Origin of the sequence: Planococcus daihaiensis (assembly GCF_049262615.1) — a bacterium.
Lineage (GTDB): Bacteria > Bacillota > Bacilli > Bacillales_A > Planococcaceae > Planococcus.
Genome location: NZ_CP175504.1, coordinates 994,452 through 1,017,481 on the forward strand (window position 1 = coordinate 994,452; position 23,030 = coordinate 1,017,481).

Annotated in this window: 21 protein-coding genes and 1 riboswitch; of the genes, 9 read left to right on the plus strand and 12 right to left on the minus strand. The window is 47.1% G+C overall.

The window, feature by feature from the left end; genetic code table 11:
• Positions 1-124: 124 nt before the first annotated feature.
• The 6 genes from ilvD to DHX103_RS04685 form a co-directional block, all read right to left on the minus strand.
• Positions 125-1,810 carry a dihydroxy-acid dehydratase gene (gene ilvD / locus DHX103_RS04660; RefSeq protein ID WP_422124108.1) on the minus strand — a complete coding sequence of 562 codons (1,686 nt, stop codon included), beginning with the start codon at positions 1,808-1,810 and terminating at the stop codon, positions 125-127.
• Positions 1,811-2,143: 333 nt separating this feature from the next.
• Positions 2,144-3,967, minus strand: coding sequence for a mechanosensitive ion channel (locus DHX103_RS04665; protein WP_422124109.1), 1,824 nt, complete (start codon positions 3,965-3,967; stop codon positions 2,144-2,146).
• A 131-nt stretch (positions 3,968-4,098) separates the two neighbouring features.
• Positions 4,099-6,252 (minus strand): histidine kinase dimerization/phospho-acceptor domain-containing protein, encoded by a 2,154-nt coding sequence (locus DHX103_RS04670; RefSeq protein ID WP_422124110.1) that lies wholly within the window; start codon positions 6,250-6,252, stop codon positions 4,099-4,101.
• Between the two features lie 2 nt (positions 6,253-6,254).
• A complete protein-coding gene (locus DHX103_RS04675) occupies positions 6,255-6,416 on the minus strand; it encodes a hypothetical protein (RefSeq protein ID WP_422124111.1) in 162 nt (53 codons plus the stop codon).
• Entirely contained in the window at positions 6,394-7,086 is a 693-nt protein-coding gene (locus DHX103_RS04680) for a response regulator transcription factor (RefSeq protein ID WP_422124112.1), read from the minus strand. The genes DHX103_RS04675 and DHX103_RS04680 overlap by 23 nt, the downstream gene beginning before the upstream one ends.
• A gap of 79 nt (positions 7,087-7,165) precedes the next feature.
• Positions 7,166-8,050, minus strand: coding sequence for an EamA family transporter (locus tag DHX103_RS04685; protein ID WP_422124113.1), 885 nt, complete (start codon positions 8,048-8,050; stop codon positions 7,166-7,168).
• Positions 8,051-8,158: 108 nt separating this feature from the next.
• Between DHX103_RS04685 and DHX103_RS04690 the strand changes: the two genes are divergently transcribed.
• Positions 8,159-8,389 (plus strand): helix-turn-helix domain-containing protein, encoded by a 231-nt coding sequence (locus tag DHX103_RS04690; protein WP_422124114.1) that lies wholly within the window; start codon positions 8,159-8,161, stop codon positions 8,387-8,389.
• Positions 8,390-8,487: 98 nt separating this feature from the next.
• Here the strand turns inward: DHX103_RS04690 and metX are convergent, their stop codons facing one another.
• Positions 8,488-9,501, minus strand: a complete 1,014-nt coding sequence (metX, locus tag DHX103_RS04695) for a homoserine O-acetyltransferase MetX (protein WP_422124115.1) — start codon at positions 9,499-9,501, stop codon at positions 8,488-8,490.
• A gap of 13 nt (positions 9,502-9,514) precedes the next feature.
• Entirely contained in the window at positions 9,515-10,804 is a 1,290-nt protein-coding gene (locus DHX103_RS04700; RefSeq protein WP_422124116.1) for an O-acetylhomoserine aminocarboxypropyltransferase/cysteine synthase family protein, read from the minus strand.
• 106 nt (positions 10,805-10,910) lie between these two features.
• Positions 10,911-11,026: riboswitch (SAM riboswitch) on the minus strand.
• Positions 11,027-11,160: 134 nt separating this feature from the next.
• Between DHX103_RS04700 and DHX103_RS04705 the strand changes: the two genes are divergently transcribed.
• Both DHX103_RS04705 and pepT read left to right on the plus strand, forming a co-directional pair.
• A complete protein-coding gene (locus DHX103_RS04705) occupies positions 11,161-11,802 on the plus strand; it encodes a glycerol-3-phosphate acyltransferase (RefSeq protein WP_422124117.1) in 642 nt (213 codons plus the stop codon).
• Positions 11,803-11,894: 92 nt separating this feature from the next.
• Positions 11,895-13,112 (plus strand): peptidase T, encoded by a 1,218-nt coding sequence (pepT, locus tag DHX103_RS04710; RefSeq protein ID WP_422124118.1) that lies wholly within the window; start codon positions 11,895-11,897, stop codon positions 13,110-13,112.
• A 30-nt stretch (positions 13,113-13,142) separates the two neighbouring features.
• Here pepT and DHX103_RS04715 read toward each other — a convergent pair whose 3' ends face one another.
• Complete coding sequence (locus DHX103_RS04715; protein ID WP_422124119.1) at positions 13,143-14,162, minus strand: STAS domain-containing protein; 1,020 nt, start codon at positions 14,160-14,162, stop codon at positions 13,143-13,145.
• 177 nt (positions 14,163-14,339) lie between these two features.
• On the opposite strand from DHX103_RS04715, the gene DHX103_RS04720 reads away from it, so the two are divergent.
• Both DHX103_RS04720 and DHX103_RS04725 read left to right on the plus strand, forming a co-directional pair.
• Entirely contained in the window at positions 14,340-14,573 is a 234-nt protein-coding gene (locus tag DHX103_RS04720) for a hypothetical protein (RefSeq protein WP_422124120.1), read from the plus strand.
• A gap of 148 nt (positions 14,574-14,721) precedes the next feature.
• Positions 14,722-15,147, plus strand: coding sequence for a pyridoxamine 5'-phosphate oxidase family protein (locus DHX103_RS04725; RefSeq protein ID WP_422124121.1), 426 nt, complete (start codon positions 14,722-14,724; stop codon positions 15,145-15,147).
• 33 nt (positions 15,148-15,180) lie between these two features.
• On the opposite strand, the gene DHX103_RS04730 is transcribed toward DHX103_RS04725, so the two are convergent.
• Positions 15,181-15,615, minus strand: coding sequence for an RrF2 family transcriptional regulator (locus DHX103_RS04730; protein ID WP_422124122.1), 435 nt, complete (start codon positions 15,613-15,615; stop codon positions 15,181-15,183).
• Between the two features lie 189 nt (positions 15,616-15,804).
• Between DHX103_RS04730 and hmpA the strand changes: the two genes are divergently transcribed.
• Positions 15,805-16,983, plus strand: coding sequence for an NO-inducible flavohemoprotein (gene hmpA / locus DHX103_RS04735; protein WP_422124123.1), 1,179 nt, complete (start codon positions 15,805-15,807; stop codon positions 16,981-16,983).
• A gap of 520 nt (positions 16,984-17,503) precedes the next feature.
• On the opposite strand, the gene DHX103_RS04740 is transcribed toward hmpA, so the two are convergent.
• Complete coding sequence (locus DHX103_RS04740) at positions 17,504-19,465, minus strand: iron ABC transporter permease (protein WP_422124124.1); 1,962 nt, start codon at positions 19,463-19,465, stop codon at positions 17,504-17,506.
• A complete protein-coding gene (locus tag DHX103_RS04745; protein ID WP_422124125.1) occupies positions 19,465-20,442 on the minus strand; it encodes an ABC transporter substrate-binding protein in 978 nt (325 codons plus the stop codon). Before DHX103_RS04745 ends, DHX103_RS04740 begins: the two co-directional genes overlap by 1 nt.
• Before the next feature lie 192 nt (positions 20,443-20,634).
• On the opposite strand from DHX103_RS04745, the gene DHX103_RS04750 reads away from it, so the two are divergent.
• The 3 genes from DHX103_RS04750 to DHX103_RS04760 all read left to right on the plus strand — a co-directional run bounded on the left by DHX103_RS04750 (position 20,635) and on the right by DHX103_RS04760 (position 23,000).
• Positions 20,635-21,459: an ABC transporter ATP-binding protein gene (locus tag DHX103_RS04750; RefSeq protein WP_422124126.1), complete on the plus strand. Its 825-nt coding sequence runs from the start codon at positions 20,635-20,637 to the stop codon at positions 21,457-21,459.
• Between the two features lies 1 nt (position 21,460).
• Entirely contained in the window at positions 21,461-22,105 is a 645-nt protein-coding gene (locus DHX103_RS04755) for a hypothetical protein (protein WP_422124127.1), read from the plus strand.
• Positions 22,106-22,319: 214 nt separating this feature from the next.
• Positions 22,320-23,000 (plus strand): IucA/IucC family C-terminal-domain containing protein, encoded by a 681-nt coding sequence (locus tag DHX103_RS04760; protein WP_422124128.1) that lies wholly within the window; start codon positions 22,320-22,322, stop codon positions 22,998-23,000.
• Positions 23,001-23,030 lie beyond the last annotated feature (30 nt).

A 23,030-nucleotide genomic window follows, 5' to 3' on the forward strand; every position in this document is an offset into this window, starting at 1 on the left:
CCTTTTTAATTTGTGCTAATTTTTCGTTGAACGGAGCTTTCGTATTGCGGTTTCTTTTGGTCCGCTTGTGTCATGCGCATCTTTATTGTCGTTCTTTGGCAAGCCCTGCTTTTTTAGCTTCTGCTCACCGATTTAAATAATCAGTAACTGCTCCTTTTGAAGAACAGGAAACATTATGCGCATATTTGCCAAGTACGCCTTTTTTATGAAGCGGAGGAGCTACCCATTGCTTGCGGCGTTCTTCCAATTCGGAGTCGGAAACATCCATGGTAATTTCCTGCAACTCAGAATCGATGGTGATGACATCGCCTTCCTTCAGCAAGCCAATCGGTCCGCCAACCTGGGCTTCCGGCGCAATATGCCCAACCACCAGACCATGTGTTCCACCTGAAAAACGTCCGTCTGTTATTAACGCGACAGATGCATCCATGCCTTTGCCGACAAGAATTGCAGATACCGACAGCATTTCCGGCATTCCTGGACCGCCTTTTGGCCCTACATAGCGGATGACCAAAACATCGCCTTCATTGATTTCGTTCGCCATAACGGCTTCAGTTGCTTCTTTTTCATTATTGTAGACGCGAGCCGGACCCGTATGGCGCTTTACTTTCACCCCGGATACTTTCGCTACGGCACCGTTCGGAGAAAGATTGCCTTTCAGAACGATCAATGGGCCATCTTTGCGTTTTGGATTGTCGAAAGGCATGATGACTTTTTGCCCTTCCTCCAATGCCGGTGCGTCCTTCAGATTTTCCGCCACGGTTTTGCCGGTGACCGTCATGCAGTCTCCATGCAGGTAACCTCCTTCAAGCAGCATTTTCATCACAGCTTGAACGCCGCCGACCCGGTGCAGATCCTGCATGACGTATTTGCCGCTCGGCTTCAAGTCCGCCAAATGCGGCACAGTTTTTTGCATGCGGTTAAAATCATCAATCGTCAGATCTACTTCTGCGGCATGGGCAATTGCCAATAGATGCAGGACGGCATTCGTCGATCCGCCAAGTGCCATGACAACGGTGATGGCATTTTCAAATGCTTCTTTGGTCATGATGTCTTTCGGATAAATATCCAGTTCCAGTAGGTTGTGTACTGCTGCACCAGCTTTTTCGCAATCGACTAATTTTTCTGCAGATACCGCCGGATTGGAAGAACTTCCTGGCAAACTCATTCCCATCGCTTCAGCAGCCGATGCCATCGTGTTGGCTGTATACATCCCACCGCATGAACCCGCTCCCGGGCAGGCACCGCACTCGATGCTGCGAAGCGTATCATCGTTGATGTCGCCATTATTGTGCTGGCCAACACCTTCAAACACCGATACAATGTCAATGTCCTGGCCATTGTGGCGTCCTGGAGCAATTGTCCCTCCGTAAACAAAAACAGCCGGCACTTCAGAGTTTGCGATAGCAATCAAACAACCCGGTATGTTCTTGTCACAGCCTCCAATGGCCACCAAGCCATCCAGGCTTTCTGCCCCGACCACCGTTTCAATCGAATCGGCAATGACATCGCGGCTTGACAAGGAATACTTCATGCCTTCTGTTCCCATTGAAATGCCATCGGAAACGGTGATTGTGTTAAAGATGAATGGAACGCCTCCCGCTTCCCTTGCGCCTTTTTTCGCACTGACCGCCAAGTCATCAATATGTATGTTACACGGCGTCACTTCGCTCCACGTACTGGCGACACCAATCATCGGTTTCTTGAAGTCTTCGTCTGTAACCCCAACTGAGCGGAGCATGGCACGATTGGGTGCTTTCATTGCTCCTTCACTGAATACTTTGCTGTTAATGCGCAAATCTTTTTTCATAATTATCCTATCCTTTCTTTTCTATAGATTATAGAAACATTTGTCAGAATTCAATGAATAAAAAAATTAATATTTCAATATTTTTATAATCGTCAAATAATTTATAAATGTATGCGGTTACATATTCCTGAACCCTTTTTTCTTGTTGCATGCACTATATTTATTTGTAATTACCATGTCTACAATAACTTTTTCTTCAGGCTAATGGGCAAACTGGAAGTCCACGACCGGACACAAGCAGTCATTTATACTTTCCCCCATAAACCAGTGGCTCCACTGGAATAATTTACAGCACACAAAAAAGGCGGCCGGGGCCGCCTTTTTAATTTGTGCTTATTTTCCGTTGAACGGACCTTTCGTATTGCGGTTTCTTCTGGTCCGCTTCTCATGCGCATCTTTATTGTCGTTCTTTGGCAAGTCCGTTGACGTGCCTTTCGTATCTTTTGTTTCCTCGTCCGGCCGATTTTCCTCTGTGGAAGATTTTTCAATGATTGGATCGGTCACTGCTGTCGTATCTTCCTTGTCTTTTGTTCCGTCGTATGGAAATCTTTCATCCGGGGAAGTTTTTTCCACGATCGGGTCAGTTGCCGCTTTCGCTTCTTTGGCAAGCCCTACTTTTTTGGCTTCTGCTTCCCGTTTCTTCGTCTCCCACTCTTCCTGGTCAACTTCGGTTTCTTTCAGGCTCGTTTCCATCTGGTCCAAATAACGCGATGCATGTTCTTTGCCCCCTAATCCGAACGCCAGGCCAAACGCCAATGCCGCGCCGCCCAGGATCAGGATAAAGGCTGCGTTGATGATAGATGCTGCGATGCCCAATTGATCAAGTGCCATAAAGAATGCGAATGCGAGAATGGCATATTTCGCGACATACCGAAGGACATGTGATCCCCCGGAAGATTTCTTGAAGACACTGCCGATAAAGTCTTCGGCCAGATTTGCCAGCCAGAATCCAACGGCAAGAATTATGAGTGCTGCAATGACTGCAGGAATATAAGCGAATATACCTGTCGCCAAACTTACCATGAACGTAAGTCCCAATAATTGCAGCGCTTCGACAGTGAACAGGAGGATTATCACTACTTGTGCCACGATACCGATGATGTTCGCAAGTGACATTGCAGATGGATCTGCATCAGGGTCTGCTGTTTTATTCATTCCCATTTTTTCGGTCAGGGAATCTGTCCCTAGATTCTTCATTAATTGGACAACAAAATCTTTGACCCAGCGGCCAATAATAATTCCGGCAATAATCAACAGAATCGCCACGATAATATTCGGAATCATGGCCATAATATCATTCAGCATTGCGATTGCCGGTCCGGAAATTCCGCGAAGAGCAAGAACTTCAAGTGCCGCAATCGTCACGGGCAGCATGATCAGAACAAATGCAATAATTCCTATTACATTCGAAACGCTCGTGCCGCTGAAGAATTGGGAAATTTTCAACTTTGAAGCCAACCGGTCTGTGCCAATCGACTCCAGGAATTTGGAGAGGATTCTCTTAACGATGGTTGCTGCAAGCCAGCCAATCGCAAAGATGATTGCCGCTGCAATCAATTTCGGAATGAAATTCAAGACGCTTGCCAACATATTCGAGAAGGGCTCGCTCAGGCCGTCGATATTCAAGGCACTGAGAACTGCCGGCAGGAATAACAGCAGAATCAAATAGAAAGCGATATTGGCTGCTGTTTCCGTCCATTTTACCGTTTCATCCTTAGAAGCCCCAGTCTTTTTCGTAACTTTGCCAAAATCGAATTTTCTGCCCGCCATTAAAATCAGGCGTTTCACAACTGTCGCTAAAACCCAGGCTAACAAAAGGATCAGACCCGCTTTTAAAATGCTCAGGAATGCGACGGACAAGTTATCGAAGATGCCCAGGAATGGTCCTCCAATTTCCCCAAGGTCCAGGATATTGAAGAACAGCGCAAACGTGAATAGCAAGATCAGCACGAATATGATTTTGCTGATGATTTTCGACAAGCTGTACTTATGATGTTTCATGCCTGCCTTTTCATCAAGCTGTGACTTGTCCAATAATTTATAAACTGCTTTTTCTACCATCTTGGCTACAATAAAACCGATAATAAGGACCAGGATTGCCAAGAGGATTTCCGGAAGCGCGTTCATGAAATTATTGAAATAACCGCTAGTATCCATTTTTCAACCTCCATTCAAATTTGTGTATTCTCTATACCATATCCCCTTGACTCGTGTTTTCAAAACATTCTATTAACTAATCCCCAGACAAAAACGGCTGCCCCCGTTTAGGGACAGCCGGCTACAATCATTTATCCAATTGGCAATAAAACGGTCACTTTGAAGAGGTCGCCGTCCACTTCAATTTTCATCGTGCCGCCATGAAGATCGACAATCGACTGGGCAATGGCCAGTCCGAGGCCTGAGCCTTCGGTCTGACGTGCTACATCTCCCCGCTTAAAGCGCTCGAATAATTCATCTGTGTTTTCACCCAATTCGAAGCGGGTGACATTTTTCATCACGAATTCGGCTTGGCCGTTTATTTCCTTCAAACTTGCATAGACCCGGGTTCCCGGCAGCGCATATTTGATGGCGTTCAAAATCAGGTTATCCAATACGCGCCACCATTTTTGACCGTCCGCCATAATGTAAACCGGCTGCTCGGGCGTCGAAATCCGGAAATCCAAACCGGAAGAAGAAATGTCTTCTGCATGTTCAGCAAAAGCTTGCATCTTCAGCTGCGAAAAGTCGACACGCTGCCGGTGCAATTCCATATTGCCGCTTGCCATCTTCGAAACTTCAAAAAGATCTTCGATGAGTGTTTTTAATCGCTGTGATTTTCTGTCCAAAATTTCGGCGTACATTAGCCGATCTTCTGTTGACAGCTCAGGCGTCTTCATCAAATCCGTATAGGTGATGATGGACGTCAGCGGAGTTCGGAGATCGTGACTGACATTCGTGATCAATTCCGTTTTCAGCCTTTCACTTTTCGCCTGTTCCGAAACTGACAGGCGAACGCCTTCTTTTAGCCGGTTCAGATGGGTTGCGTGCTGTGCGAGCGGCGACTTGCCGCGCACCGGAATTTGTTCATTCAGGCTGCCGTCCGCAATCGCACGAGTACTGTCCATCAAAATATTTAAGTAGCCGAATCGATTAATCATCATCAAAAGTACTGGAAGTCCGATGAAAAGAGTTGCCGGTATCCAAATGATTATTGCAGCAAATTCAATCATGACCAGCAACGTCCCAAAGCCCCAGAAAAATACGACGACCAGCAGGATCAGCATTTGAACACCAATCGACTTTTTCAGAAAAGCGAAGCGGGCCATCTGCAGCGACCTGAGAAGATAGCTGCTTTTGAACTCTTCCATTATCTTCTCTGCGTTTTTGTAATGAGAGAAAATCCAAATAATCTGCAGGACTGTCAAAACAAAGAACAGGAGGGTCAACAAGAAATACTTTAAAGTCTGCAGGATAAAATAACTGACATCATTGACATAAACAGACTCCAGCACGCTCAATGTATTGACCAGCCCGAACGGCAGAGCAAACATTGCGGTAAAGAGCAGCAGCCCTCCCTTAACCTCAAACGGCCAGCTCTGCCACTTGAAATAAAACGGCATTTTCAGGTATGCATCCTGTTCGAAGCGAAGTCTGGTAAACAGCAGTACAATTCCCGCAATCGCTAAAGCACCCAGGAGATAAAGTACGTTTTTGACTGTCGTATGCTGAATGATGCTTGCGCCGTTATCGCTGGCTGCAAGAAGTTCCCGGTCAATCTGGACTGTCCCGCTAAATTCAGCATTTGATTCAGGCAAATACATTTCCGTATTATTATAATTTGTATAAAATAACTCCTCATTGTTCGCCTGAAGAGGGACAGCATCTGTATATTCCTTTTCGAAAAACGGACGGCTGTTCAAAACACCCTTTGTGAAGTTTTCTCCAGTCTCCGTATTGATCAAATCATAGACATAATAGGAATAATGGGAATTGAAATTCGCTTCATCATTCAATATTCCATTGATTGCAACTCGTTCAGCCCGGAATTTTTCTTCCTGAATTTTTTCCCGGACGGCTTCATCATCCGCAAAATTATTCCGGATTTCGTCGATTTTCCCGTCACGTTCTGCTGACAGGATTTCCACCAGGCTGTCATTTTCATTTTCGCGCGCTTCTTCAATGTCCGGATTGTATTGATCCTGTATACTTTGGACTTGCTGCGCCAATGTGCCGTATCGCGTACGGTATTCTTCGATTTCATCCGCAGTAACCGTAAATTCTGTTGCCGCTGTTGGCGGATCGAGTTCCAGCACAATCAGGCGGTTGATAAAGTGGTTGTATTCTTCTTTAAACTCAGAAGTCTCCAGATAGGATTTGCCAAAGTATTTCGGGCCCAGCTCCATTACGCTGAAAATCCCGATCAATACAATGGAAAGTGTCGTAAGCCACAGCCATTTTTTCATCCTTAAATATCTCCTTTGGACATCATTCGAAGAGATGCCAGTAAATCAGTTGCTGGTCTGCTGAATACCATTTCGGCAATGAATGACAGGCAATAAAGCAGAGTGAAACAGGCAAGTGTTACAGCCACCACAGACCAAAATTCATTTTTCAATTTTGTAGCCAATGCCCCACACCACCTTTAAGTATCTTGGATTCTTCGGATCGGTCTCTATTTTTTCCCGTATTTTACGGATATGGACTGCGACAATATTTTCAGCGTTATACGCCGGTTCGTTCCAGACTCTTTCATATATATCGCGTATCGAAAAGACTCGTCCGGCATTGACCATCAATAATTCTGTGATTTTGAATTCAATCGGGGTCAGTTTTACGGAATCCCCGTGCAGCAGCACTTCTTTCGCATCCGAATCCAGAAGCAATCCATCGATTTCGATGCGCTGTGATTTATCCTGATAGGTCCCAAGACTAACGTAACGTCTTAGTTGGGATTTAACCCTTGCCACCAGCTCCATCGGATGGAACGGCTTTGTCACATAATCGTCGGCCCCTACGGACAGTCCGTGGATCTTATCGGAATCTTCGGCTTTTGCACTGAGCATGATAATGGGGATATTGCGCTGTTCCCGAATTTTGAAGGTCGCAGAAATTCCATCAAGCTTCGGCATCATGATATCCAGAATAATGACATGGACTTCATTGGCTTCCAGCAATTCGAGCGCCTTTTGACCATTTTCAGCTTTCAGCACACGATAGCCTTCATTTTTCAAATAGATTTCAATGCCGTCACGGATATCCTGATCATCATCGGTTACCAATACCGTAAATTGAGTCATCCCTTCACCTTCTTTCTTCACTAAACTCATCATAAAGAATAAATCTTAAGCGCAGACTAGGATAAATGTGAAGAAATTCTTAAGAAAGTTCCATGCTTTCTTCAGCTTTTCTCCTTTTGCCAAGTGTCAGGACTAAAATACCGCCGAGCAATAAACCGATTCCTGCCCACGACAAGCCACTCAGGACTTCGCCCACGATCAATACGCCAAGGACCGAAGCAGTAAGCGGTTCAGCCAAAGATAAGGTAACCGCAGATGATGAAGGGATCCTTTTTAATCCCCTTGAAAATAAAATATAGGCAAGGCTCGTTGTGGCAAATCCCAGATATAGAATGATGCCCGCATCTGCAGGAATGAGAATATATGAAATATCAAAAAAGAACAAAGATGGCATCAGCAGAACAGCCGCTATGGAAAAAATAAGCGCCACAGCGGGAACTGCCTCCATCGACTCAAGAACGTTTTTGCTGGCTATCGCATAGAGGGCGAAAGACAAACCTGCACCTAGCGCCATGGCGACCCCAAGCGAATTGACGTCCGCCGCGCCTTTATTTGCAAAAAGCAGTATGCAACCCAGAATGGCCATGGCAGTAGCCGACACCCAAATACGATCCGGACGCCTTTTCAGTAACAGCCACTCGATAATGCCGGCGAGCACCGGTGCACTTCCGATCGCAACAACTGTTCCGATTGCGATTCCGGTCAATTTCACGGATGAGAAGAAGAGCGGCTGAAACAGCGCCATGCTTATAGCAGAAACGACAGCAGCCGGCCAAGGAATGTTCCGATAGATGAAACCTTTGGTCATTATTACAAACAGCAATAGGGAAAATCCACCAATCATCAAACGGAGAGCTCCAATTGTCAGCGGGTTTGCCTCTCCAGCGATGAAGTTTTGGGCTGTGCCCGTCGTGCCCCAAAGCATTGCTGCCAGCAGCACCATGATATATGGTATTCCATTCATATTCTGCACCTCTGATTTCCATTTATATCAATTACCATACCATTATTTCAATCGTTTGAGATACGGGTCTTCAGCTATTATAATAAAAGAAAAAGAGGAGGCGATCTTATGTATATGACAGTCCCGGAAACTGCTACTTTTTTGTCCATGCCACAAGAGCAAGTCAGAAGATATATATTGGAAGGACGCATCAAAGCAGTGCACGATGGAGAACAATACATGATCAACACCTCTCAATTCGACACGCATTTCCAACAGCTGGAGCTAGCCAAACAGGAGCTGGAAGAATGGAAAGCGACACCGATCCCGGATGATGTGGATATTAAAGATGAAGACTGAATAACGAAGAGCGGAAACGGCCGTTCAGCCACCGGAGTCTGGACAGTAAAACGCGAAAAAGCATCCCAAATTCCGGGATGCTTTTTCTTCTATTTTTTTCATCGAGCCGCTTTAATCTGTTCCTCTTTATATAGAAACTTCTCGACAAATCCGCTCCATTTATCAAACTCCACCAAAAAACCGTCGTGCCCGAAATCCGTGTCAATGATCTCCCAGGACGCGTCCCCTTGCTCCACCAGCCAAGGAATCATGAGTTCAGCGGGATACAGGAGATCGTGCGTATACGAAATTGAAAGGATCGGGCATTCAATACGCCGCTCCCCCATATCGTGGCTGTTCATGGCCTTCAATAAGATCAGGTAGCTGTTGGCATCAAAACGCTGTGCCAGTTTTCCTCCCTGATAATCCAAATACGATTCCACTTCAAAATTGTTTTCATTTGCGGAGCGACCAAAACGTGCGTTGAATAATTTGCCGCTGCGGTAGCTGATCATCCCGGCCATCCTTGCCAAATGGAAGCCCTTAAAATCAGACGATACTTCATAATTTCCATTTCGAAAATCGGGATCATTCTCGATTGCCTGGATGCCGATGTGATTAAAGGCCAGCGCATAACTGGAAAATGACGGGGTGACGGCAAGCGGAACAATCGCTTCAACAAATTCCGGATAGAGTGCTCCCCATTCGAGTGCTTTCATGCCTCCGAGCGAACCGCCGATTACCGTCTTCAATTTCTCAACGCCCAATTCTTTTAATGCCAGGTACTCGGCATGCACCATGTCTTTTATCGTCAGCAAAGGGAAATCCGAACGATAAGGAAGGGCGGATTGCGGATTTATCGACAATGGACCCGTGGAACCATTGCAGCCGCCGAGCACATTAAAGCAGATTACCTGGAATTTTTCTGTATCCAAAACTTTTCCAGGGCCCGCCAATCCACTCCACCAGCCAGGAGCTTCATCCGTGCCAACAGCCCACTGGTCGCCCGTCAGCGCGTGGCAAATCAGGATTGTCGGGCTTCCGGGATTGCCGCTCCGCTCATATGACATTTCCACTCCCTCGAGCAACCGTCCAGATTCCAGTGCCAAATTCCCAATCGCTACTGTGCCCATGTCGCTTTCCCTCCTATACTTGCTGAACTGCAGCCGCTTTGATGGCCTGCTCCAAGTCAGCGATCAGATCTTCCGGATTTTCCAGGCCGACTGACAGACGGATCAATTCTTCTGTCACACCGGATTGCTTCAATCCTTCTGTGCTCAATTGCTGATGCGTGGTTGATGCCGGGTGGATGATCAGTGATTTTGCATCTCCGACATTCGCCACATGAGACCATAAGCTGACACCATCGATTACTTTTCTGCCCGCTTCCCTTCCGCCCTGAATGCCGAAATTGACGATCGAACCATAGGTATCTTTCAGATATTTTTGTGCCAGTCCGTGTGAAGGGTGGTCTTCGAATCCGATATAATTGACCCATTCCACCTGCGGATGGTTACGCAAATAATCGGCGACGATTCCGGCGTTGCTGCTGTGTCTTGGCAAGCGCAAATGGAGCGTTTCCAAACCTTGCAGGAATATATGCGCACTGTCGGGGCTCAATGACGGTCCGAAATCGCGCAATAATTGAACACGCAGTTTGGTGGCAAAAGATGCGCCTTCTGCGTCAATGCCGTAACGGATGCCATGGTAGCTGTCGTCCGGTTCCGTATAATTCGGAAAGCGCTCGTGATTCCAATTGAACGTTCCGCCGTCTACTGCAATGCCGCCGATTGCCGTGCCGTGTCCCCCAATCCATTTGGTCGCCGAATGAATGACGACATCTGCCCCGAATGCGATAGGGTTGCTGCCAAAAGGTGATGCGAATGTGTTGTCAATCAACAACGGGATATTGTATTCATGGGCGATCGCCGCCACCCGCTCCACATCAAAAACATTCAAACTCGGATTGCCGATGGTTTCGCCAAAGAAAGCTTTCGTCTTGTCGGTGACGGCTGCCCGAAAGTTTTCAGGGTCCGTGCCGTCGACAAATTTCACGGTGATGCCGTAGCGCGGCAAAGTCTTCGCGAATAAATTATAAGTGCCGCCGTAAAGATTGCTGTCCGCCACCACTTCATCTCCCGCTTCTGCAATATTCATAACCGAAAAGGCGATGGCCGCCATGCCGGATGACAAAGCGACTGCAGCCGTGCCGCCTTCGAGCAGCGCCACACGCTGTTCAAAGACATCCACAGTCGGATTCATGATGCGCGAATAGATATTTCCGGCTTCCTTTAAACCGAACAAATTCTGCGCGTGTTCTGTATCCCGGAAAACATAGGAAGTTGTTTTATGGATCGGTACCGCTCTTGCGCCCGTTGTGGGATCGGGCTGCTGGCCGCCGTGAAGTAAAAGAGTCTCTGCTTTGAAATTTGTCATTTTTTATTCCTCCAATAATTTTATTAGATGGTTCTTAAAGTAGATGAGGGAATAGAAAAAGGCCCCCTTCTAATTAGAAGAGGGCCGCCAAGCACGGAGTTTCCTCCTCTCATCTGCCAGACCGTCGTTCCAGTCTGTAGGAATTAGCACCTTTCCAAGCTGGGTTGCTTGGTGGTTGCCGGGCATCGCAGGGCCTATTCCCTCCGCCACTCTTGATAAGAGTATTCAGATTCAGTTTTCCATCTTGTTGTGAAGTATAAATAATGATACGATATTTTGTCAAGAGGGTTGTCGGATAATTTTGAAACTTTCTACTTAGTTTAGTCTTTTAAAATTAAGAAAGGCAGGGGCACACTATGATTCTTTGGATTTTTTCCGCACTCATTTCAGGTTATTTAATCGGCTGCCTGCACGGCTGTCTTGTCGCACAGCTCTTGTCGGGCACCAATATCAAATCAGCTGGTGTGAAAAATTCGGGAGCTGCGAATGCTGCAATCGTCCTCGGCTGGAAGTACGGTGCATTGGTCGCGTTTCTCGATATCTTCAAGGGGTTTGCGGCAGTCCTTGCTATGCGCTTTTTGCTTGGCGCCAGCAGTTTGCCGACTGAAACGGTATGGACGATTCTCTTTTTCATCGCCGCCGGAGTGGTTCTGGGCCATAATTTCCCGTTTCACATGAACTTCAATGGCGGCAAAGGAACCGCCGCCGTCATCGGGGTCATGATTGCGCTGGACTGGAAACTCGGATTGTTTGGACTGGTGCTGCTCGTTGCCATTGCGCTCGCCACTGACTATCTCGTTGCCGGCGTGCTGGCCTTGTACACCATGTTCATCATCATCGCATTTTGGCCGGCAGAAGGGCCATGGCCCTACGTCATCGCACTTGCATTGATGGCGATGGCCTTGTGGAAACATCTTGAAAATATAAACCGCATCATGGATGGCTCCGAAAATAAAGTTTCTGCCGTGCTCCGTAAAAAAGCTGCAGACTCCCATTAGAGAGCTGCAGTTTTTTCTTTCCGTGAAATTTACAGAATTCTTTTTATTCATGTTAAAATAAGGGCAATACATATTTCAGGAGGTCTATATACATGATTGAAACTTTGATCGAACGATTGATCCGTTATGCAAAAATCGATACACAATCCAATTTCGAAAACCTGGAAACCCCGTCCACACCCGGCCAATGGGACCTTCTCCGGGAATTGGAGAAAGAAATGAAAGAAATCGGATTGGAAGAGGTGGAAATGGATGCCCATGGCTATCTGTTCGGCACTTTGCCGGCCACTTCCGACAAAAAACTTCCGGTTATCGGTTTTCTTGCCCACGTGGATACAGCTACCGACTTTACCGGCAAGAACGTCAATCCGAAACGCGTAGACAATTATGACGGCAACGACCTCCCGTTGAACGATTCAATCACGATGACGGTCCAGGATTTTCCGGATCTGCAGAATTACATCGGCCACACGCTGATTACAACGGACGGCACCACTTTGCTCGGTGCAGACAATAAAGCCGGTGTCGCTGAAATCATGACAGCGATGGAATATCTCCTCCAGCATCCGGAAATTGAACACGGCAAAATTCGTGTCGCTTTTACTCCCGATGAGGAAATCGGACGCGGTCCCCATAAATTCGATGTGGAACGCTTCGGTGCGGAATACGCCTATACAATGGACGGCGGGCCACTTGGTGAACTTCAATACGAAAGCTTCAATGCAGCTCTAGGAAAATTGACCGTCCAGGGGAAAAGCGTCCATCCGGGGTCAGCAAAAGATAAGATGGTGAATGCCTCAACCATCGCCATCAAGTTCCAGAACGAGATGCCTGACAGCGAAGTGCCTGAAAAGACAGAAGGCTATGAAGGGTTTATTCACCTGAACAACTTTCAAGGCGATGTGGAGCAGGCAACTTTAGTCTATATCATTCGGGATTTTGACAAAGAGAAATTTGAAGCGAAAAAAACACATATGCAGCAAACTGCCCAAAAGCTTCAGGAACAATTCGGAGCGAACGTGCTCACCCTTGAACTCGAAGATCAGTATTACAATATGAGAGAAAAAATTGAACCCGTCATGGAAATTGTGGATGCTGCAGGAGCGGCCATGAAAACGCTCGGCATCGAACCCCACATTGTACCGGTTCGCGGTGGAACGGATGGTTCACAGCTGTCCTATAAAGGGATGCCGACGCCCAATATCTTTACAGGCGGCGAAAATTACCACGGCAAATACGAATTCATCTCTGCAGAAAACATGGAAAAAGCTGCACAGCTGATCGTTGAGATTGCGAAAACCGCAAAATAAAAATGCGCCCGTTTCTGGGCGCATTTTTATTTACACGATACTTCTGCCGTTTTGCGCCAGCGCGTAATGGATACCGTGCTGCAGGGTCTGGAAACAATTGAATTTCCGGATATCAATGCCGCTTTCTCCGATCACCATGCTCATTTTCGGAGAGATTCCCACCAGAATCGTCTCGGTGCCGATAAGCCCAGCGGTTGCCCCCAGCTTTTCAATGAGTGCAGCAGCCTGCTGAGTGAAGTTATTATTAAGGCCTGTCAGATCCAGCACCAAATATTTCGCTTTGTATGTTGGCAGATTCTGCAGCGTTTTAATCATCAATTCTTCCGAGCGCTCTGCGTCGTAAGTGCCGAGCAATGGAACCACCACAATGCCTTCCAGCACTGGAATAATCGGTGAGGACAATTCTTTGATGAGCGTCGTCAACTCAACGGTTTTTTCCTCCACCAGACTTTCAAGCTGGCGGATCTCGCGTGCTTCACTCGCCCGCGCCAGCCGGTGAATGTTTTCTTCGACCGTTTCTTCTGAAGGGAAATAACGGATGATACTTTCACCGAAACCATCTATTTGATGGTGCACTACTTCATACCAGATGTTCGTTCCAAAAAGTTTAGTGAAGATTCCCGCGTAATGGGCAGGAAGAAAGCTTCCTCCCTTTTTTTTATGTTGCGCAACATTAATATTATGTTCCCAGCTGTTTTTCAAATGAACTTCCAAAGTGCCATTATCAACATCCAGCTTATAGATTTCAGCAAGTCCCCAACCGGCTGATGCGTATGTATTGGTGATTAATGCTGCAGCCTGAGCTATATCGACATTCTCCATTTCAGAAAAATAATGGCCGACTACCACGCCCTGGCGATACCCCGTCGTCTCCATGACAACACCTGCAGCATCTTTTCCCGCTATTTCTTCTATAGTATCAAAAAACATTCTCATCGCAGTTGAAGTCCAAAAAAGAACGGACTCTTGTCCTTCAAACAGGAATTTCCCGTTCCCGAGATCCCATTCAAAGCTTAATCCGCCTACATTAATAGAAGGTTGTGTATTCATGTAATAACTCCTCTCGCTCTATAATCACATTTTACCATAATTCTAAATAGGCTCGGCAATTAATTCAACCACTGTAACTCCAGGGTTTATTCCCGTGCCTGTATTTGGAGTTCCATGTTTTAAATTAACGAGAAAAGGAATATACAGGTAAGACTAATCGAAAGAGGTGTTCCAGTAATGTCAGATAAAAAACATTTTACGGAAGATGACCGCAAAGATAGAAAAGGCGCTCCTATGGACAATCCTGAACAATCCAAAACCGATAAAGAATCACTTTCCGACATGCATGAAGAAGAGATGAACGTCGATACGATTCCACTCGAAGACCTGAAGCAGGAGCAACAGGAAGAAAAAAATCCCCGGCAAACAAAAAGCGATTCTTCAAGCGAAGAAAAGAATCCGGGCTCATAATCCATCTCCACTGAACTGTTTGACGTAGTCAAACAGTTCTTTCTCGCTTGAAACTGCTTTACCACTTCCGTTCAATTTGCTTTTTTGTAAGGTTTAGTAAAAATGGAAAAAGGAATAAAAGGAATAAATGACTTAAAGGAGTGAGTTGATGAATCAGGAAGAAGCAAAAGAAGTTGCGATGGGTATTCTTGATGACAGCAAAGTCGGTGTACTGGCTACGGTCAAAGCAAGCAAACCGCATACTCGGTATATGACATTTTTCCATGATGGCTTTACCCTGTACACGGCCACCAGCAGAAAATCGCAGAAAGTTGAAGAATTGGAAGCGAATCCCCATGCCCATATCCTTCTGGGTTATGAAGGCGGAGGTGTGGGAGATGCCTATCTTGAAATTGAAGGACGCATGGCCGCACACGATGATGCCAAAATCATCGACAAAGTATGGAACGAGCATCTCAAAGGCTGGTTCAGCGGCCCCGATGATCCAAACCTGATGATCTTGCGAATCCATCCGGAGCGCGTCCGCCTTATGAACAAAAAAGGCCAGGACGCGATCGAACTTCAAACGGAATAATAAAAACGGTCCGATTTTAAAATCGGGCCGTTTTTATGTATTCAATATTTCGCGCAATCCCTGGCGATTTACGAGGAGGTCTTCCAGTGTAAAGCCGTCGAGCACTGCTAAATAGGCATGAAGCGCTTGACCCAGCACTCCCCGCAGCCCGCAGACTGGAGTAATTGGGCACCGATTGTGTTCGGGATCAAAACATTCCACAAGGTGAAAATCATCTTCCATCTTTCTGACGACAGTCCCGATATTGATATTCTCCGGTTTATCCGCCAATTGAATCCCACCGTTTCTTCCTCTCACAGTGTGAATGAAACCGGCTTTCCCCAATTCGAACGTCACTTTCATCAAATGGTTCTTGGATATATTATACGCACTTGAAATTTCCTGGACAGTCGATAACGTCCCCTGCTCCTTGGAGCCAAGATAGATCAGAATCCGCAGTGAAAAATCCGTATACATTGTTAATCTCATGTTTTTCACCTTCCTATCCTTTCATTATATAGATTGAAAGGACATCAATACAGCTAAAGCACCCGGCAGCCATGTGGCGTTTATGTGACTGTAAATGTGTCCAAAATATTAAAGTGGTATTTAAAATATATCTTTAATTCCCATTGCGGTTTATAGTCAAAGTATAGAAAACAAAAGGAGAGATTGACAATGTTATCAAATGAAACAAGAGCAATCATTAAATCCACTGTACCTGTCTTGGAAGAACACGGAACTGCCATCACAACTGTTTTTTACAAAAACATGTTCGAAGCACATCCGGAATTATTAAATATATTCAATCATGCCAACCAGAAACAAGGACGACAGCAAGCCGCTTTGGCCAATACCGTTTATGCGGCTGCAGTCCATATCGATAACCTGGAAGCGATTCTGCCGGCAGTTGTCCAAATCGCAAATAAACACGTGAGCCTTGGCATCAAACCTGAACATTACCCGATTGTCGGCGAATATTTGCTGAAAGCGATCAAAGAAGTTTTGGGAGACGCTGCAACGGATGACATCATCAATGCATGGGCTGAAACCTACGGCATTATCGCCGATGCATTTATCGGAGTCGAACAAGGCATGTACGAAAAAATGGAAAGCCAGGAAAACGGCTGGAAATTCTTTAAGAACTTTACGATAGCCAGAAAAGAAAAAGAAAGTGAGAACATCACTTCTTTCTATTTAACGCCGGCAGACGGTTTGAACGTTCCTGCCTACGAACCTGGTCAATACATTTCCGTACGCCTGACGATTCCGGGCGAAGAGTATTTATTCAACCGTCAATACAGCCTTTCCCAAGCGGCGCAAGCGGATGAATTCCGCATTTCCGTAAAACGCGATGCCGACAACGATCCGAACGGCCGCGTCTCTGTCTACCTTCATGATGAAGTAAACGTTGGAGATGTCATTGAAGTCAGCGCGCCTGCAGGTGAATTTGTTCTGGATGCCACGAAGACATCCCCTGTCGCATTTGTCAGCGGAGGCGTCGGCATCACACCGATGATGAGCATGTTCGAAACGGTGGCAACCTCGACTCCTGATCGTCCGACCGCTTTCCTTCACGCGGCCCGCAATGAAAGCTTCCATGCATTTGATAAAGATATCCAGAAATACGTGGATACCATGGATAACGCAAAATACAAAACCTTATACTCTGACCAACCGGAAGGGTTCATCACGCGTGAAGTACTCGCGGAAATGGTCGATGTTACCGGAGAAGTTTACGTCTGCGGCCCGGTTCCATTCATGGAAAGCATGATTCGGGAACTTCACAGCCTCGGCATGACGGACGAGCAGATCCATTTCGAATTCTTTGGGCCTGCTGTCGCTATGCAAAATTAATAAATCACAGAAAAAGGGACTGCCGCAATGGCAGTCCCTTTTTCCAACTTGATAATATAAATGTAATTAAAAACGATATTCCGCAAAACAGCTTCGCTTGCCTGGGGGCTCGCGCTGAGCTAACTCGGGCTCGTTACACTTCACCCGAGTGGATCTCAGCACTTCGCTTGGTCCCCTGGGCGTCTTCGCTGTTTTGCTCCATATCTCAGAATTTCTTCTATAAAAGGATTGTCTTTTTCAGTTCATTTTCAAGAAAGTGATACTTCAATTTTAAACAGAAGCAGAATGAAGCGTCAGGCGGCGAAGTGCAGAGATGTGCTCCTGCATCGCTGCGCTGCTTCGTCGCAAAGACTTGTCCTCGCAAGCTTCGGATAATGTCTTTCCTGCGGGAACCAGAGCGAGTCCTGAGACCCCGCAGGTAGCGAAGCGGACGAGGAGGCTCAGGCCGCTCCCCGCGGTAAGCATCCGCCTAAAGCGTAATGATTTGAGAAGTTCAATGTTTTTCGGCAGTCCTTTTCCACTATTTCATTTTTTTCAATAGATACAGCAAATACGGCGTACCGATTAAGGCGACGATGAGACCACTCGGAATATCATTCGGCGCAATCAGGATGCGGCCGATGAAATCAGCTGTTACGAGCAGCAACCCGCCGATGAGACCCGAAGCCAACATCAGCGGCAAATGCCGGAAACCGACAAGGCGGCGCGCGATATGCGGCGCGACCAGGCCGATAAAGCCGATGGTGCCGACGATGGAGACGGCGGCTGTTGAAATCGCCACTCCGACGACAAGCGCAAACACGCGGGTCGAGCGGATATTCAAGCCGAGCCCTGCAGCGACATCGTCTCCGAAAGTCAACGTATCCAGGCTGCGGGTGATATATACGGCCGGCCAGATAAATAACGCAAACAGGATCAACGCCAGCTGCACATCGTCCCAGCCTTTCGCATACGTACTGCCCGACAGCCAGACGAGCGCACTGGCCACAGCCAATTTGGCTTTGACCACCAAAATTTGGGTGGCCGCAGAACCGAAAGCGGAAATGGCAATGCCCATCAAAGCAACGAGCATCGGCTGGAAATTATTTTTCCACGCTGTCAGCAGAATGATGCCGAGCGCGATGGTAGCACCAAAAGTTGCACCCAGCGGCAGAAACGCCGGCGGAATTGCCGGGAATACGACCAATAAGAGCAACGCGCCGGCCCCTCCCATCGAGGTCACGCCCAGCACACTGGCATCTGCCAGCGGATTTCTCAATACCCCTTGCAGGATAACGCCGGTAATCGCCAGCATGACGCCGACAATAAATGCCGTCAATACACGAGGCACCCTGAAGTCCCAGACTACGGCAGATAGCCAGTTAAAATTCCAGGAGAGACCGTTGTAACTTAAAGCCAAAATAGTCACGACAATGATCGATCCCACTAAGATAGGAACAATCATCTTCAAACGCACCGGTTTTGTGGTTCCACCCATTTGGCGTTCGCCGCGCTTCATTGATTTTGCCGTTCTCCATGCGAGATATAAAAGCCAGGGGCCGCCGATCAACGCCGTCATTGCGCCGGCGGGAACTTCCTGGCCAGGCTGCACCAGCCGCCCGAGCACATCCGCTCCGATCAGCATGACGCTTCCCCATAAAAACGAATGAATCAGAATCTGCAGATGTCCGCGGATTCCCATCATCCGAACAATATGCGGCGCCATCAATCCGATGAAACCGATTGGGCCGACGACACTGACTGTCGTCGCCGCTAAAACGATGGCCGTTCCCCATGCGGCTAATTTTACCAGTCGGACATTTTGCCCTAAGGATGATGCAATGTCTTCACCGAGCGACAAAATATCCATCGGCTTGGCGAGAAATAAAATCGCAGCAAATGTAATAAGGGTCACCGGCGCGGCAAACTGCACGCCTCCCCAATTCAATTGAACCAATGTACCGGAGCCCCAAAGGAACAGTCCGCTCGTTTCATTTTCAAAAAGCAATTGCATTGTGCCGGTCATTGACGAGAACAGCAACGCGATGATCATACCCGTCAAGGCAACACGTACCGGATCCATCTGCTTACCAGCAAGGCCGACAACAAGCAATGACGAAATGACGGCTCCAAGTAAAGCCGTCGCAAAAGGAAAGCCGCCAACAAAGCCGGGGAAAAAGATGGTGCTGAGCACAACAAAAAAGAATGCGCCGGCATTGATGCCGAGTGTCCCCGGTGAAGCTAAAGGATTATTCGTTAAGGTCTGCAGAACCGCACCCGAAACCGCCAGCGCACCACCGGCCAATATGCCGACGGCCAATCTCGGCAAGCGCAAGCTGACGACAATATCCTGTATCCTGCCTTCCGTCCAAACACCCGAAAGCAATTCAGAAATGGAATAATCCGCCTGCCCTTGCGTCAGGTGAACAACCGCCAGCGCAAAAAGCAGGAAAAAGCCCCCTGTCAAAGAGACAAAGGACTTGGCTTTCAATTTGCCTTGCATTAGTTATTCACCATTACATCTGTAATTTGGTTCATCAAGGTTTCAGCCGATAGAGGTCCGCCGTATAGCCAAGTATCCGGGCCTAAATCATAGATGCGGTCTTCCTGGACGAAATTCAGATTTTCCCAAACAGCATTTCCTGCAAGCTGGTTTTCGTAGATATTATCTTCATCCGGAACCGTGTACAAATAATTGGCGTCTTCATATTGCACAAGGCCTTCTACATTGAATGTGCTCGAACCGAAAACTTCGAACTGCTCGGGTTCGTGGACATTGTTCAATCCGATGCGGTCGAGAATGATGGAAGCCATCGAGTTTGGCGTGAAAACACGAATTTCCGGTGCTTGTGGACCCGAATAGGCAAGCGTCAGGATTACATCCTGCGTTTCCAGGTTGGCAGCTTCGATTTCAGCTGCACTTTCTTCATATTCTGCTTCAAGATCGGCAAGTACCTGATCGGCTTCTGCTGTTTTATCCACAGCTTTGGCGATCTCCAGGAATGTTGTTTCCATTTCCTGATACAAATCGATGCTTTCATCTTCCGGATAAGGATTAAAGATGACGGTTGGCGCAATGCGTTCCAAATCGGCCAACATAGCCGTATGGCGGAAGTCGACGCCGATAATCAAATCCGGATCGATTTCTGCAATTTGTTCCAGGTTCGGTTCCTGGCGTCCACCGACATCGATGACCGTTTCATCCAATTGCGGTTCGATATTGACATAGTCGCCGTAAGACTCAATATCAGCCATTCCTGCAGGCTGAATGCCCACTGCCAATAAATCTTCGGCATACGTCCATTCCAGCACAACGACTTTTTTGGCTGGCTGGTCTAACGTCACTTCACCATTGGTTCCTTGTATCGTGACCGGGTCTCCCCCGTTTTCAGTTTCAGTTGCTGTATCTTCTTCTCCTGTCGAACATGCCGAAAGTACGAGCATAATCGCAGCGAATAAGAGAAATAACCATTTCTTCATATATGTACCCTCCAACGTTATTTGATAATGATTCTCAATACGTTTTCAGTTTAGAACTATCTGTCACAATTGTAAAGTGAAAGTTGAAAAAAGGTGAAAATCATTCTCATTTATCATTTATTTATGCTATAGTAGGTTTATTGAGAAACCCTATCAGTTAGATTTATGGCTAAGATGTGGAGGAATTGAACAATGACTATGGCTGTCAAAACCAATGACCTATCAATTGGATACAACGATAAACTTCTATTTGAAAACTTGAACCTTTCGATACCCAAGGGTGAAATTTCTGTTTTTGTGGGAAGCAACGGCTGCGGCAAATCGACACTTTTACGCTCGATTGCCCGTTTGTTGAAACCACAGGAAGGTTCGATTTTACTTGAAGGCAAGGAAGTTCATAAAATGTCTTCACGGGAAGTTGCCAAAAAAATGGGCATTCTTCCACAATCCCCGGTATCACCGGAAGGCCTCACCGTTCACGATTTGGTTAAGCAAGGCCGTTATCCTCACCAATCCTGGCTGAAACGCTGGACGGAAGAAGACACTGAAAAAGTGGAAGCTGCGATGAAAGCTACCCGCGTCGATGAATTCCGCGACAAACCGGTAGATGAACTTTCCGGCGGCCAGCGCCAGCGCGCATGGATCGCCATGACGCTTGCCCAGGACACAGAAGTCATCCTTCTTGACGAGCCAACCACATTCCTGGATATGACCCATCAAATCGAAATTTTGGATTTATTGTTCGAATTAAATGAAATTCACGGCCGCACCATCATCATGGTCCTCCATGACCTGAACCTGGCATCACGCTATGCCCATAACATTATTGCCATAAAAGACGGCGAAGTGTTTGGCCAGGGAACTCCTGAAAATGTCATCAGCTGCGATTTGGTCCGTTCCGTGTTCGGCATGGAATGCCAGGTTTCGAAAGACCCGCTTTTCGGCACGCCGCATTGCGTACCGTTTGGCAGAGGGCGCTGCATCGTTCCGGAAATCCGCGAAGCGCTGGGAACCTAATATGGAAGAATTAGAACTCTTCCAGGTAAAAGTCCGAAGCGGTGCTCACGGTTTCATGGATATGAATGAAGCCATGAACAGCCGTTTTCCGGAACTTATGAAAGAAATTACGCAAACCACCGGAGCCCCCAATGAAGCCGTAGCCACGTCTGTCTTCATGCGGCGCTTCGGCTTTTTTATCACCGCCCAGCTCTATTTGGCGGCCCACGGCAAAATGTGGGATGGCCCGCTGGATGAGGTGTATCTGGAAACGACCGAAGGCAATATCGTCTTCGTCATTGATGAGCGCTTTATCCGCGAACGCCGGGATGACGATTTGGAAACCGTATTGAAACATTATGCTTTTCCGGTGGTGGAAGCATTCCGCCAGGCGGGGCATGTCTCAAAAATTATTCTGTGGGAAAACCTATGGGGCTATATCATCTGGATGTACGGCATGCAAACCACTGAACAGGCACAAAAGGATGCCGAATCCTTACTCGTTGATGAGCTGTGGCAGCCAGAAATGAAACGCTCCTTTTTCCGCCAGTTCCTGAAAGGCCGCAGCTTCGAGGAAGCAAAAGCCGATTACAAACGGATTACGTGCTGTCTGTATAAAGAATTGCCGAACACCGATAAATGCCCTTATTGTCCTTTGGCAAAATGAAAAGCTCCGCGGCTTCGCGGAGCTTTTTTGTGTTTATTGGCGGGATTTGATCATAGAGTAATCATAGAATCTATTTTCCGCTCATAGAACCCGCTCTTCCGCTCATAAGCTTTTTTTCAGGAATTCGTTGCCCGATTCGCAGCAGCCGTCACTTATCACTTTGCAATTCACCCTGGCTTTCAGTAGCATAGAACAAAAAGGAGTTCGGTTTCCCATGGCATTTCCCGACCAATTAAAAATTGCACTGGCTTCCCAATCCCTGGCTGTGGACCGTCCACCTGCAACCCCCCTATCATCCGATATCGAATTGCGGATAGAAGAATTAAAAGGATGGAGCGGCACACAAAACAGCGGTGTCGCAGTGTCTTATTTTTTCCGGCAATATGCCCTGTTTGTGTCTGCGCAATTTCAATTATTGACTTACCACAACGGCTATTTTGAATGTCCCGTTGAAGAATTGGCATTCAACCGTGTACATAATTACGGTTTCAACTTATTGGAGACCCACGTTTCTTCTTCACATTTCAGAGAAGTCGCTGCGAATGAACGTTTTTCGGCGTTCCACTATATTTTGCACGAACAGACAGCAAAGCTGATCGAAGCGTTTCAAAACCACGTTAAAATCTCCCCGATAATTCTATGGGAAAATATTCTGGGTTCGGTCATCTGGTTTTACGCCAATTTAGAGCAGCGTGATCCGCGGCGGGCCGCTGCAGATTTGGAGTGGCTGATGAATGCGGCGAATTGGGCACCGATGCGGAGGTCACATTTGGCGCAGCTGCTTGGAGGTCGGCCATTAAACAGAGCGGTAACAGGGCCGCTGCGGAAAACTTGCTGCCTCTATAAGGAGCTTCCGCATTTTGACACGTGCACGTTTTGTCCCCAGCCCAATTAAAACATGGATTCTTTTATGTAGAATTAATTT